The 13,831-nt window shown below is 49.3% G+C and carries 14 protein-coding genes and 1 other annotated feature; of the genes, 8 read left to right on the plus strand and 6 right to left on the minus strand.

Annotation, left to right across the window (positions count from 1 at the left end; all coding sequences use genetic code 11):
* Positions 1–130: 130 nt before the first annotated feature.
* Both RUMCAL_RS00245 and RUMCAL_RS00250 read left to right on the plus strand, forming a co-directional pair.
* Positions 131–565, plus strand: coding sequence for a phage holin family protein (locus RUMCAL_RS00245; protein ID WP_040646269.1), 435 nt, complete (start codon positions 131–133; stop codon positions 563–565).
* 5 nt (positions 566–570) lie between these two features.
* Complete coding sequence (locus RUMCAL_RS00250; protein WP_051343552.1) at positions 571–1,293, plus strand: N-acetylmuramoyl-L-alanine amidase; 723 nt, start codon at positions 571–573, stop codon at positions 1,291–1,293.
* 96 nt (positions 1,294–1,389) lie between these two features.
* Here the strand turns inward: RUMCAL_RS00250 and RUMCAL_RS00255 are convergent, their stop codons facing one another.
* Positions 1,390–3,063 (minus strand): 2-isopropylmalate synthase, encoded by a 1,674-nt coding sequence (locus tag RUMCAL_RS00255; protein ID WP_117733373.1) that lies wholly within the window; start codon positions 3,061–3,063, stop codon positions 1,390–1,392.
* 112 nt (positions 3,064–3,175) lie between these two features.
* Positions 3,176–3,432, minus strand: a binding site (T-box leader).
* Between the two features lie 683 nt (positions 3,433–4,115).
* On the opposite strand from RUMCAL_RS00255, the gene ilvB reads away from it, so the two are divergent.
* The 6 genes from ilvB to leuD all read left to right on the plus strand — a co-directional run bounded on the left by ilvB (position 4,116) and on the right by leuD (position 11,084).
* Positions 4,116–5,789 carry a biosynthetic-type acetolactate synthase large subunit gene (gene ilvB / locus RUMCAL_RS00265; RefSeq protein WP_021680339.1) on the plus strand — a complete coding sequence of 558 codons (1,674 nt, stop codon included), beginning with the start codon at positions 4,116–4,118 and terminating at the stop codon, positions 5,787–5,789.
* Positions 5,790–5,803: 14 nt separating this feature from the next.
* Positions 5,804–6,310: an acetolactate synthase small subunit gene (gene ilvN, locus RUMCAL_RS00270; RefSeq protein ID WP_021680340.1), complete on the plus strand. Its 507-nt coding sequence runs from the start codon at positions 5,804–5,806 to the stop codon at positions 6,308–6,310.
* Between the two features lie 109 nt (positions 6,311–6,419).
* The gene (gene ilvC, locus RUMCAL_RS00275; RefSeq protein WP_021680341.1) at positions 6,420–7,454 is read left to right on the plus strand and encodes a ketol-acid reductoisomerase; all 1,035 of its coding nucleotides are present in this window, start codon (positions 6,420–6,422) and stop codon (positions 7,452–7,454) included.
* Between the two features lie 177 nt (positions 7,455–7,631).
* Positions 7,632–9,299 (plus strand): dihydroxy-acid dehydratase, encoded by a 1,668-nt coding sequence (gene ilvD, locus RUMCAL_RS00280; RefSeq protein ID WP_021680343.1) that lies wholly within the window; start codon positions 7,632–7,634, stop codon positions 9,297–9,299.
* Positions 9,300–9,324: 25 nt separating this feature from the next.
* On the plus strand, positions 9,325–10,587 hold the full coding sequence (gene leuC, locus RUMCAL_RS00285; protein WP_021680344.1) for a 3-isopropylmalate dehydratase large subunit: 1,263 nt from the start codon (positions 9,325–9,327) through the stop codon (positions 10,585–10,587).
* Positions 10,588–10,589: 2 nt separating this feature from the next.
* Positions 10,590–11,084, plus strand: coding sequence for a 3-isopropylmalate dehydratase small subunit (gene leuD, locus RUMCAL_RS00290; RefSeq protein WP_021680345.1), 495 nt, complete (start codon positions 10,590–10,592; stop codon positions 11,082–11,084).
* A gap of 87 nt (positions 11,085–11,171) precedes the next feature.
* Here leuD and RUMCAL_RS00295 read toward each other — a convergent pair whose 3' ends face one another.
* The 5 genes from RUMCAL_RS00295 to RUMCAL_RS00315 form a co-directional block, all read right to left on the minus strand.
* On the minus strand, positions 11,172–11,606 hold the full coding sequence (locus RUMCAL_RS00295; RefSeq protein ID WP_021680346.1) for a hypothetical protein: 435 nt from the start codon (positions 11,604–11,606) through the stop codon (positions 11,172–11,174).
* 132 nt (positions 11,607–11,738) lie between these two features.
* Positions 11,739–11,930, minus strand: a complete 192-nt coding sequence (locus tag RUMCAL_RS00300; RefSeq protein WP_021680347.1) for a DUF6019 family protein — start codon at positions 11,928–11,930, stop codon at positions 11,739–11,741.
* A 134-nt stretch (positions 11,931–12,064) separates the two neighbouring features.
* Positions 12,065–12,637, minus strand: coding sequence for a GNAT family N-acetyltransferase (locus RUMCAL_RS00305; protein ID WP_021680348.1), 573 nt, complete (start codon positions 12,635–12,637; stop codon positions 12,065–12,067).
* Positions 12,638–12,789: 152 nt separating this feature from the next.
* Positions 12,790–13,125, minus strand: coding sequence for a DUF3784 domain-containing protein (locus RUMCAL_RS00310; protein ID WP_040646272.1), 336 nt, complete (start codon positions 13,123–13,125; stop codon positions 12,790–12,792).
* A 137-nt stretch (positions 13,126–13,262) separates the two neighbouring features.
* A complete protein-coding gene (locus RUMCAL_RS00315) occupies positions 13,263–13,784 on the minus strand; it encodes a cysteine hydrolase family protein (RefSeq protein WP_021680350.1) in 522 nt (173 codons plus the stop codon).
* Positions 13,785–13,831: the final 47 nt, after the last annotated feature.

The raw sequence follows: 13,831 nt of genomic DNA on the forward strand, positions 1-13,831 counted from the left end.
TCGCCAGACGCTCTTTGTGCGGTATTGCCTTATAGTTCAATTCCAAAAAAATTTCTCCCCGCCCTTGACTTTTCCGAAAAATCTGGTACATTCCATAGATGCGGAAGGGAAATCACAAGGAGGGATTTCCATGAAAGAAAAAATCTGTATCGGAATCGGTGCTGCCGGCGGGCTGTTGGCTGCGGCTCTCGGCGGCTGGGACTTGGGCTTACAAGTGCTTCTGGGCTTTATGGCGGCAGACCTCGGAACAGGGCTGCTTACTGCCGGCGTGTTCCACAATTCCCCGCACACCAAAGACGGCAGGCTGGACAGCCGCTGCTGTTTTCAGGGCATGTGCCGCAAGGCAGAAATGCTGGTGTTTGTCGGGACGGCAAACGCGGCGGACTTACTGCTGAACAGTCACTTCCTGCGAAGTGCAGTCATCATTGGCTTCTGTGCCAGCGAAGCCCTCTCGCTTACGGAAAACGCCGGACGTATGGGCATTCCCCTGCCGGCAGCGTGGAAAAATGCTGTCAGTCTGCTAAGCCGCAAGGCACAGCCGGACAGCCCGTCGGAACAGGAGTGATCGCTATGCAGATACAAAACGCCTACCTCACCCACAACCGCCCCAAAACACGCCGAAGCCGTACCACTGCCATTGCCGTGCACTGGGTTGCAAATCCCAACAGCACCGCCATGGCAAACCGGAACTACTTTAACACCACCAGCCGTGCCGTTTCCAGCAACTATATTATCGGGCTGCAGGGGGAAATTCTATGCTGCATTCCCGATGAGGAAACCAGCTGGTGCACAAATGAAGCAAATTCCTATACGGTCAGTGTGGAGTGCTGCCATCCGGACTGGACGGGCTGCTTCACGGGAAAAACCTACACCAGTCTGGTGGAACTGACTGCCCAGCTGTGCCAGAAATATCATCTGGATCCGCAGAACGGCGGGGTGATACGACACTACGACGTGACACGAAAGATCTGTCCAAAATGGTTTGTCCCTGCCAGCCGCGGCGGGTCGGATACCAACGATGAGCGGCATTGGAAACAATTTTTGCATGACGTTGCCCGGCAGATGCAACGCGGCAGTACTGCCATTTCCACACCGGCAGCAGAGCCGGACAGCTATCGGGTTCGCGTGACTGTCGATGCCCTGCGGATCCGTAAGGGAGCTGGTACCAGCTATGCGATCACCGGCTGCATTCGGGACAAGGGTGTCTATACTATTATAAAGACCTGCGGCAACTGGGGCAAGCTGAAATCCGGTGCCGGCTGGATCTGTCTGGGATACTGCCGGAAGCTTTGATTGCAGATCCTGCTGAACGACAAAAAGCCTGTCGGGGAGCAATTCTCCCTGACAGGCTTTTGCAATATTCTCTACCTTTTTACCAGAGTGTTCCGTTTACTTTTTCAGATCCATAAGCATGGCGTTCAGTGCACTCAAGAATGCAGAGATCGAAGAGTTGATGATGTCCGAATGCACGCCAACGCCCCAATAGGTCTTGCCGTTCTTCTCCAGTCCCACATAAGCCACTGCCTTGGAATTGGAGCAAACCTCCAGTGCATGTTCTGTGTAGGTGGTGAGAGAGAAGTCCATATTCAGGTGTGCCTTTACCGCATTGGAAACCGCGTCCAGACGACCGTTTCCGTCACCGTGTACTGTTTCTGTGCTGCCCTTATAGGAAATGGTTGCCTCGGTGCCAATGGCATTTTCGCCCTTCTGCACGAAGTGGACTTCCGGAATGGAAACCGGTGTTTCCACGTTGACATAGTGCTTGGTGAAGATGTCCAGTACTTCTTCCGGCAGCAATTCCTTGTGGGCATGGTCGGAAACGCCCTTGACCAGATAGCCGAAAGATTCCCGCATCTTCTGCGGAATGTGATAGCCGTACTTGGTTTCCATGAGGTAGCTGACACCGCCCTTGCCGGACTGGCTGTTGATACGGATCACGTCTGCCTCGTAGACACGGCCCACATCTTCCGGATTGATGGGCAGATACGGCACGTTCCAGTGCTTGCAGTCGTGTTCCTCTCTCCAGTGCATGCCCTTGGCAATTGCGTCCTGATGAGAACCGCTGAACGCGGCAAATACCAGCTGACCGCTGTACGGCGAACGCTCATAAACGTGCATTCTGGTGACACGCTCGTAAACCTCTACGATCTCCGGCATGTTGGAGAAGTCCAGTTCCGGATCCACGCCCTGCGAATACATGTTCAGAGCCAGTGTGACAATGTCCACGTTACCGGTACGCTCACCGTTGCCGAACAAGGTGCCCTCGATACGGTCGCCGCCGGCAAGCAGCCCCAGTTCGCTATCTGCCACAGCACAGCCGCGGTCGTTGTGGGGGTGCAGGGAGATGATGACATTTTCCCGACGGTACAGGTTGTCGCTCATGTATTCGACCTGATTAGCATAAACGTGCGGCATGGAGTGGGAAACCGTAACCGGCAGATTGATGATGACCGGATCTTCCGGTGTCGGTTCCCAGATTTTCAATACGGCGTTGCAGATCTCCAGAGCGAATTCCGGTTCGGTGCCGGTAAAGCTTTCCGGAGAATACTCAAACCGGAAGTGTCCCTCGGTCTTTGCCCGATATTCCTTGCAGAGATTTGCCCCCAGTTCCGCCAGCTTGATGATGTCTTCCTTGCTCTTTTTGAACACCTGTTCCCGCTGTGCCACGGAAGTGGAATTATAGAGGTGCACAATGGCATGTTTTGCACCCTTCAGGGCTTCAAATGTCTTGGCAATGATGTGTTCCCGTGCCTGTGTCAATACCTGAATGGTGACATCGTCCGGAATCATATTGTTTTCGATCAGAGTACGGCAGAATTCGTATTCGGTTTCAGAAGCAGCCGGAAAGCCGATCTCGATCTCCTTGAAGCCGATCTTTACCAGATAGCGGAAGAATTCCAGCTTTTCGTCCAGACTCATAGGCGTGATCAAAGCCTGATTGCCGTCACGCAGATCGACGCTGCACCAGATCGGTGCCTTTTCGATCATTGTCTTTTGTGCCCAACGCATAGGCGGATTCTTTACCGGAAAAAACTGCGGTGCATACTGTTCTACGTTTTTCATAAGATACATTCCTTTCCTGTTATGTGTAGGTGATCTACCCTGTCATGTGATCTGCGGCGATCTGCTCTGTTTACAAAAAAAGCCCCTTCCATACAGATATTTTCATCTGTACAAAAGAGACGAAGATCCATTTTTCTCCGTGGTACCACTCTTTTTGACGCAGCGTGTGCGTCCACTCATCACATCTGACAATGTGTACTCTGCTAACGGAGAGTATCCGGCACAGCCTACTGATACGGGACAATGCCCGTCTGTTCCGCCTGCGGCTCGGGGACCAGTTATCCTGAACGCCCTGCTGTCGGCTCACACCAGCCGCCGACTCTCTGCGATGCAGAATGCGTTCTCTTTTCTTCCCGTCAAAGCCTTTTTCATGATACACCAGCAATCCCATTGCTGTGAATATCTTCAGTATAGCAGTTTTCGCCTTGTTTGTCAAGCATTTTTGCGAAAATTCTTTGGATTTCACGAAAGACGCTGAATATTTCTGTTTTACAGTGCTGTATATTGAACAAATTGTATCCAAAATGTAAAAACAAAAGACAGACACTTGCATTTGCGAAAACATAGTGCTATACTAGACACATACGAACAGCAATGGCGGTGAATATCGCCGTCCGGCGGCGGAGTCGTAAAGTCTTTCGGAAAGGGAGTATCCTCACATGTACAGTGACATGATGTGCCGGCTGGCAGCACGAGTGATGATCGTGGAACTAGACGCTCGAGTCATTTTGACCCGAAGCGGAATTTGTGCTGTACAGACCGTGGTTCCAAAGACAAATGCGAACGGCTGTTTTTCCGCCGCAACGCTTGCATGAAGATTGGAAGCTTTCGGTATGACAGCCGAAGGCTTTTTTTATAGGACACCGCAAAATGTCTTGCTGTACAGCCGCCTGCGTGCCTGTACTTCTTTCATAGAAAGCGTGCCGCATCTGCCGGCATATCGCTTCGGGTCTATACCAATCGTATTTTTGCTAACAGAATCAGCAATTCTTCTCAAATATCGGAGCTTTTGCCCAAACGGAAAAGTTTCCCAGTAAAAAGGTGAAAAACAAATGAAATTGAAAGGTGCACAAATCATCGTAGAAACCCTGATCGAACAGGGTGCTTCTACGGTATTCGGCTATCCGGGCGGACAGGTCATCGACATCTACGATGCCCTCTATCTGGCACAGGACCGGATCCATCACATCATCACAGCCCATGAACAGGGTGCCGCACACGCAGCAGACGGTTATGCACGTGCCACCGGCAAGGTCGGCGTTGTCATCGCCACCTCCGGTCCGGGTGCCACCAATCTGGTCACCGGTATCGCCACTGCATATCTGGACTCTGTGCCGCTGGTAGCGATCACCGGCAACGTGCCGAACTCTCTGATCGGACGGGACAGCTTTCAGGAAGTGGACATCACCGGCGTGACCATGCCGATCACCAAGCACAACTTCCTGGTAAAGCGTGTGGAAGATCTGGCAGATACCATTCGGGAGGCATTCCGCATTGCCAAGTCCGGCAGACCGGGACCGGTTCTGGTGGACGTTCCCAAGGACGTACAGAACGCCCTGTATGAGTACACTGCACAGAAGCCGGTGGAAAAAGATCCGGTTCCGGCAGTCAACGACAGCGAGATCGAAAAAGCAATCGAAATGATTCTGGCTGCCGAAAAGCCGTACATCTACATCGGCGGCGGTGCAATTACCGACGATGCCGGTGCGGAAGTTCTGGCTCTGGCAGAAAAGATCGACGCACCGATCGGCTGCACCATGATGGGCATTTCCGCAGTACCGTCCTCCAATCCCCGCTGGCTGGGCATGGAGGGTATGCATGGACACTATGCCTCCTCCATTGCACAGAATGAAGCAGACCTGATCATCACAGCAGGCTGCCGCTTCAGCGACAGAGGCACCGGCAACACTGCAAAGTATGCCAGAAATGCCAAGATCATTCACATGGACATCGATGCTTCTGAGCTCTGCAAGAACATTCCGGTAGAACTGGGCATGACCGGTTCCATGAAGGAGATCCTGCAAAAGCTGGCGGAAAAACTGCCGCAGCAGACTCACGCCGACTGGATGGCACGTGTGGCTGAATTACAGGAAAAGACCAGAGAACTGGAAGCACAGAATCCGGACGAACTGACACCGTTCACTGCCATCGATGCACTGGCAGAAGCGGCAGACAACGAAACGATCGTTGCCACAGACGTTGGACAGCATCAGATGTGGGTGGCTCAGCACTATCCGTTTGAAACACCCCGTACCTTTATTTCCAGCGGCGGTCTGGGCACCATGGGCTTTGGTCTGGGTGCTGCGATCGGTGCCGCAACTGCAACCGGCAAAAAGACCATTCTGGTCACCGGCGACGGCAGCTTCGGCATGAACCTGAACGAACTGGCTACCGCAGTCACCAACCAGACACCGGTCGTTGTATTCATCATGAACAACGGCGTGCTGGGCATGGTTCGGCAGTGGCAGACCCTGTTCTTCGACAAGCACTATTCCAACACCACGCTGGAACGCAAGACCGACTTCGTCAAACTGGCAGAAGCATTCGGCATGCCGGGCTATCGTGCCATGAATATGGCAGAACTGAAAGAAGTCCTGCCCAAGGCGTTTGCCGAAAAGGGACCGGTTCTGGTAGATTGTGCGATCGACTGTGACGCATTCGTTCTTCCCATGCTGCCGCCGGGCGGCTGCATCGATGATATTATCGTCGATATTTCTGCAATGTAAAGGGGTGTGTCATCATGGATCGAATCGAACGCTTTGTTATTTCCGTCCTCGTTGCAAACCATTCCGGTGTGCTGTCCCGCGTTTCGGGCATGTTCACCAGACGAGGCTTTAATATTGATACCCTGACAGTCGGAGAAACCGAATCACCGGAATTCTCCCGCATCACCATTTCCACCCACTGTGACCCCGGTATCTGTAACCAGATCGTCAAGCAGCTGGAAAAGATGTATGATGTCAAGACCGTCAAGGTCATGGAACAGGATCAGACAGTGGTCCGCGAGCTGCTGCTCATCAAGATCAACAATGTGGCAGACAAGCGTCAGGATATTATGTCTGTGGTCGATGTCTTCCGTGCGAAGATCACCGACTATTCTCCGGAGGCACTGGTCATCGAAATTCGCGGCGAGTCCTCTAAGATCAACGCTTTTATTGAGCTGCTGGAACCCTACGGCATCATGGAAATGTGCCGCACCGGTCTGGTCGCTCTTGAAAGAGGCGGCTCATGCCTGAAAGATGCGTGAGCAGTCGTATATAAATGGATCAGCAGACTGCACGGATGCTCCGGCGGTACTGCGTCGGAAATGAAAAATCGTTTCCGAAACCCAAATTTATTCAAAGGAGTCTTTCACAATGGATCATGTTGCAAAGGTATTTTATCAGGAAGACTGTGACTTGTCGCTGCTGTATGGCAAGACTATCGCTGTTATCGGCTACGGCAGTCAGGGTCACGCACACGCACTGAATGCCAAGGAATCTCTGGGCGATAAGGCCAGAGTAATCATCGGTCTGTACAAGGGCAGCAAGTCCTGGGCAAAGGCTGAGGCACAGGGCTTCGAAGTATTCACCGCAGCAGAAGCTGCAAAGCAGGCTGACATCATCATGATTCTGATCAATGATGAAAAGCAGGCAGCAATGTACAAGAAGGACATTGCACCGAATCTGGAACCGGGCAATATGCTGATGTTCGCTCACGGCTTTGCAATCCACTTCGGTCAGATCATTCCGCCGGCAGACGTTGACGTTACCATGATCGCTCCGAAGGGACCAGGTCACACCGTTCGTTCGGAATATCTGGCAGGCAAGGGCGTTCCGTGCCTCGTTGCTGTACAGCAGGACGCAACCGGCAAGGCTCAGGATCTGGCACTGGCTTATGGTCTGGCTATCGGCGGTGCAAGAGCCGGCGTTCTGGAAACCACATTCCGTACCGAAACAGAAACCGACCTGTTCGGTGAACAGGCTGTTCTGTGCGGCGGCGTTTGTGCCCTGATGCAGGCTGGTTTCGAAACTCTGTGCGAAGCTGGTTATGACCCGAGAAACGCTTACTTCGAATGCATTCACGAGATGAAGCTGATCGTAGACCTGATCTACCAGAGCGGTTTTGCAGGCATGCGTTACTCCATCTCCAACACTGCGGAATACGGCGACTACATCACCGGTCCGAAGCTGATCACCGAGGAAACCAAGAAGACCATGAAGCAGATCCTGAAGAACATTCAGGACGGTTCCTTCGCAAAGGAATTCCTGCTGGATATGAGCGAAGCAGGCGGTCAGGCACACTTCCGTGCTATGCGTAAGCTGGCTGCTGAGCATCCGTCTGAAAAGGTCGGCGAAGAGATCCGTAAGCTGTACAGCTGGAACGGTGAAGACAAGCTGATCAACAACTAATCAGTACATTTGCTACAGCAATCCCCCATTTCTGAATCGATGGGATACGCAGGGATAAAACCATAACGCAGAAACTGCTTTCCTGACGCAATATCAGGAAAGCAGTTTTTGGATACACAGCAAATCCATTGTGACACACGGAAAAGTATTTTTCCGAAATTATATGAGGTGAAAAAAATGAACGGTAATTTTTACTGTGAGGGTGTCGATAAGGCACCCCAGCGTTCCCTGTTCCACGCACTGGGAATGACCAAGGAAGAAATGGAACGTCCGCTGGTCGGCATTGTTTCTTCTTATAATGAGATCGTACCGGGACACATGAACATCGACAAAATCGTGGAAGCTGTCAAGCTGGGCGTTGCCATGGCTGGCGGTACACCGGTAGTATTTCCGGCAATTGCAGTCTGTGACGGTATCGCCATGGGACACAAGGGCATGAAATATTCTCTGGTGACCCGTGACCTGATCGCCGACTCCACCGAGTGCATGGCTCTGGCACATCACTTTGATGCACTGGTCATGATCCCGAACTGTGACAAGAATGTCCCCGGTCTGCTGATGGCTGCCGCAAGAGTGAACGTGCCGACTGTCTTTGTCAGCGGCGGTCCGATGCTTGCCGGTCACGTCAAGGGCAAGAAAACCAGTCTGTCCAGCATGTTTGAAGCTGTCGGCTCTTACGCTGCCGGCAAGTTCACTCTGGAGGACGTGGAAGAATTCGAGAACAACGCCTGCCCCACCTGCGGTTCCTGCTCCGGCATGTACACCGCAAACTCTATGAACTGCCTGACTGAAGTGCTGGGCATGGGACTCAGAGGCAACGGCACCATTCCGGCAGTATATTCTGAACGTATCAAGCTGGCAAAACAGGCTGGTATGGCAGTTATGGATATGTACCGGAAGAATATCCGTCCCCGCGACATCATGACCGCAGACGCTTTTGAAAACGCACTGACCGCAGATATGGCACTGGGCTGTTCCACCAACAGCATGCTGCACCTGCCGGCAATTGCCAACGAATGCGGCATCAAGATCGATCTGGACATGGTCAACCAGATCAGTGCACGCACTCCGAACATCTGCCACCTTGCTCCGGCAGGTCACGCATACATGGAAGACCTGAACGAAGCCGGCGGCATCTATGCCGTTCTGAACGAACTGACCAAGAAGAATCTGCTCCACACCGATGTGATGACTGTCACCGGCAAGACCATGGCAGAGAACATCAAGGGATGTATCAACAAGAACACCGACATCATTCGCCCGATCGATCAGCCGTACAGCGAAACCGGCGGTATTGCTGTCCTCAAGGGCAATCTGGCTCCGAATCGCTGCGTTGTAAAGCGGAGTGCCGTTGCAAAGGAAATGCTGGTACACAAGGGACCGGCAAAGGTATTCAACAGCGAAGAAGAAGCTATTGCAGCGATCACCGGCGGCAAGATCGTCAAGGGTGATGTCGTTGTGATCCGGTACGAGGGACCTGCAGGCGGTCCGGGCATGCGGGAAATGCTCTCCCCGACTTCTGCAATCGCCGGCATGGGACTGGACAAGGACGTTGCCCTCATCACAGACGGCCGCTTCTCCGGTGCGACCCGCGGTGCAGCGATCGGTCACGTTTCTCCGGAAGCAGTCAACGGCGGTACTATTGCCTATGTACAGGACGGCGACATCATCTCCATTGACATTCCGAACCACAGCATTCAGCTGGAAGTTTCCGACGAGGAACTGGCAGAACGGAAAAAGACCACCAAGATTCTGGTCAAGGAAAACCTCACCGGCTATCTGAAGCGGTATTCCAAGATGGTTTCCTCTGCGGATCAGGGTGCGATCATCAACCGCATGGACTAAATCAAACAAAGGAGGAACTTCCCCTATGGGTATGACAATGACACAAAAGATCCTTGCTGCACACGCCGGCTTGGATTCTGTCGAAGCCGGTCAGCTGATCCTGGTCAATCTGGATCGGGTACTGGGCAACGACATCACTTCCCCCGTTGCAATTCGGGAATTCAACAAGCTGAACAAGGACAACGTTTTCGATAAGGACAAGGTGACCATGGTCATGGATCACTTTGCCCCGAACAAGGACATCAAGGCTGCCACACAGTGTAAAATGTGCCGCGATTTCTGCGGCGAAAAGGAGATCACCCACTTCTATGACGTTGGTCAAATGGGTATCGAACATGCCCTGCTGCCGGAAAAAGGACTGGTCGTTTCCGGTGACGTTGTTATCGGTGCAGACTCTCACACCTGCACATACGGTGCACTGGGTGCATTTTCTACCGGTGTCGGCTCTACCGATATGGCATGCGGCATGGCGATCGGCAAGGCTTGGTTCAAGGTGCCGTCTGCTATCAAGTTTGTTCTCAAGGGCAAGCTGAACCCGTACATCTCCGGCAAGGACGTGATCCTGCACATCATTGGCAAGATCGGCGTAGACGGTGCTCTGTACCGCTCTATGGAATTCACTGGCGAGGGCGTGGCTTCTCTGTCTATGAGCGACCGTCTGACCATGACCAACATGGCAATCGAAGCCGGTGCCAAGAACGGTATCTTCGAGGTTGACGATCAGACACTGGCATTCGTGGCAGAGCACAGCGACCGCAAGCCGGTTGTCTATAAGGCTGACGAAGATGCCGTTTACGATGAAGTTATCGAAATCGACCTGTCTGAGATCAAGTCCACCGTGGCATTCCCGCACCTGCCGGGCAACACCCGCACCATTGACGAAGTGGGCGAGGTGAAGATCGATCAGGTTGTCATTGGCTCCTGCACCAACGGTTTCTACAAGGACATCGAAGAAGCTGCTTCTATTATCCGCGGCAAAAAGGTGGCAAAGAACGTCCGTGCCATTATCATTCCGGCAACACAGGCAATTTACCTGAAGGCTATGGAAAACGGTCTGCTGAAGGATTTCATCGAGGCTGGCTGCGTAGTATCTACCCCGACCTGCGGCCCGTGTCTGGGCGGACACATGGGCATTCTGGCTGCCGGTGAACGTGCAGTTTCCACCACAAACCGGAACTTCGTAGGCAGAATGGGTCACCCGGAATCTGAAGTATATCTGGCAAGTCCGGCGGTTGCAGCAGCAAGTGCCATTGCCGGCAAGATCGTTTCCCCGAAGGAGGTACTGTAATCATGCAACTGAACGGAACTGTCATCAAATACGGCGACAACGTGGACACGGACGTTATCATTCCGGCACGTTATCTGAACACCATTGACAAGAAGGAACTGGCTTCTCACTGCATGGAAGATCTGGATACCACCTTCACCAGCCGCGTGAAGCCGGGCGACATCATGGTCGGCGGCGAAAACTTCGGCTGCGGTTCTTCCCGTGAGCATGCCCCGATTGCAATCAAGGAAAGCGGCATTGCTCTGGTCATTGCCAAGAGCTTTGCCCGCATCTTCTACCGGAACTCTATCAACATCGGTCTGGCGATCGTGGAGTGTCCGGAGGCTGTAGACGCTATCAGCGAGGGCGACACGGTGGAAGCAGATCTGGACAACGGCATCATTCGCGATGTCACCACCGGCAAGGAATTCCATGTGGCACCGTTTCCGGAATTTATCCAGACCATTATCGCAAACGGCGGTCTGATCGAGTCGATCAAAAAGGGTGCTGTGAAGTAAGCGGTTCTCTGAAACCCTATGATATACAAAAAGCTGTTGTACCATTTGTTTGGTACAACAGCTTTTTTGTTGTCTGAAAACTGGAATTTATGCTTGCTTTTTAGAATTTCTGATATATATTGCGGATGTTATAACAACCATTAGAATAAGAATATGCAAAATAGAATGATAAACATCTGGTATATATCTTCCATCAATTTCAAGCCACTTTATAGCCCCTGAAAAACACTTTATCTTACCTTCAAGTGAACCCATTATCCCTTTACCAAAAATAGTATACCATTCGTGGCATAAGAATTGAACTACAAACCATATTGATGTCCATACCGCAACAGCCCATTTTCCGAATTTTTCCTTAAATATAAATAATATTATAGTTACTAAATAAATAAGAAAAAATATTCCATCATCTTTATATGAGCGTGCGACTAAATAAGTATTTCTGAAATAAATACCTGTCATATCAAGAAAAAACCAGAACAGAAGCAATATTTGAGGTATTATACAATATCTTTTCTTCATTATTTACCACCTAAATTCCGATTTACCGCATTTCCATTATACCACACAGCCCCAACGCAGTCAATCCGCCACAAATTTCACCGGCACAGTGCCCGCTATGTGTTCTTCTCATGTGGAAAAACTAGAAGTTGTCTATTTCTCCTCTTCATCAATACCTAGTTCATCGTGTATTTGTTCTTCTTCAATATCTTCGGTAGTGACTTTTCCTGTAATATCCCTATAGGCTTCTTTTATTCCATTTCTGACAGCCCATTTAACTATAAAATATAATGCAAGTAAAACGATTAGTGCTGTGCCAAAACTAATTCCTAGTTCTTCAAACATTTCATTACCTCCGTCAAATCCCGATTTACCGCATTTCTATTATACCACACAGCCCCAACGCAGTCAATCCGCCGCAAATTTCACCGACACAGTTGCCCGCTATGCGTTCTTCTCATGTGGAAAAACTGGAATTTTTATTTCTTGTTTAACTTTTCCCATTCGCTTTTGAGAACTGAATAAACTCTTCTTCCCTCAAAATGATCTTTTCTCCAGAAAAAATCACGAAATGTTCCTTCGTATGTAAGTCCGCACTTTTCAATAACTCTGCGTGAAGCTTCATTTACTGTACGACAATCAATCTCAATTCTATGAAAGTTGATTTTTTCGAAACCAAAACGAATAACTGCTTTCGTCATTTCTGTGGCATATCCCTTACCCTGAAATGCAGGACCGATAACATACTCAATCTCACCATGCTGATTGTTGCTGTCAACTAAGAAAAATGCAATTTGTCCTATACACTCGCTGGATGTCTTTTCAATAACTGCCCAGCGATAATAATCTTTACAGGAATAAGAAACAATATACTTCGTATCAAATAACTTCTGAACATCATCAGATGTAGGATAATATGGTTCACCATAATCCCATTGTGTCTGTTCATCTGCTATCCAGTTGCGTAGCATAGAATCAATATCAGAATACTCAAAACGACGAAGTATCAGTCTTTCTGTTTCTATTGTTTGTGTTCCGATGTGTGTCAGCATCTCATTTCCTCCGATTATCACTATAAAGTTTCATACAACTTCCGATTTACCGCATTTCCATTATACCACACAATTCTAACTTAGTCAATCCGCCGTAAATTTCACTGGCACAGTGCCCGCTATGCGTTCTTCTCATGTGGAGAAACTGGAATTTATTTTAATAAATATTTTTCAAATGCTTTGTGTGTGTCAAAGTGAACCTCTTTGAAAAATAAAACGAGCCAAATAATAAAAGCCGGAATAGCCATATATGGTGTTAAAAAATAAGACAACACTGCTCCTACTAACATTATGCCAGCCCATGTAAAACACTGATTTTTTATATCACGAGAAATATGAGCTTTATCATACAATGCCTGTTCTTCTTTCGGTAACGAATTAAATCCCGAAACAAATTTAGCCGCTTTTTCTTTAAATATAGCAAATAACACTCCTATAATCACAAATGGAATAACCAAAACTCCACATAGCCAAAACCCTATATTCATAGCATACTCCTCCTTCACAAATTCCGATTTACCGCACCTTCATTATACCACACAGCCCCAACACAGTCAATCCGCCGCAAATTTCACCAACACAGTGCCCGCCATGCGTTCTTTTCATGTGGAAAAACTGGAATTTATCAGTCCATTAGTTCAAGTGTTTTCTCAAAAGGAATACATTCTGCATACCGCTTATTCCACATAAATTCATTATAATAATGGTAGCTTTGTTCAGCGGTCATATACTGATTATCAACTGTACTATTCGCATTTGCAGGAACAATCATTTTGAAACCATGCTCAAATCCCGATTTAATCGTTGCATCAATACAATAATCTGTCTGCAATCCCACAATAATAATCGTATTTTCTTCTTTTTGTCTTAAATACTCCAATAGTCCAGTATCTTTAAAAGCACTATTTACGTTCTTGTCAAAAACAAGTTCACCATTAAGTGGTTGAAATCCATCATATATTTCAAAACCATCATTTCCTTTTGTCAATTCATTGCCAATCCCATCGTCATGCCGAACAAAAATAACTTCTATCTTATTATTTCGAGCTGTTCTTATCAGTTCTATAACACGAGATTTGAATAAATCAAATTGGTATAATTTATCATTTGTAATTGCTTTTTGTGTATCAACTACCAAAAGTATCATCAATGATTCCTCCACAACTTCCGATTTACCGCATTTCCATTATACCA

This window comes from Ruminococcus callidus ATCC 27760, assembly GCF_000468015.1.
Taxonomy (GTDB): domain Bacteria; phylum Bacillota; class Clostridia; order Oscillospirales; family Ruminococcaceae; genus Ruminococcus_C; species Ruminococcus_C callidus.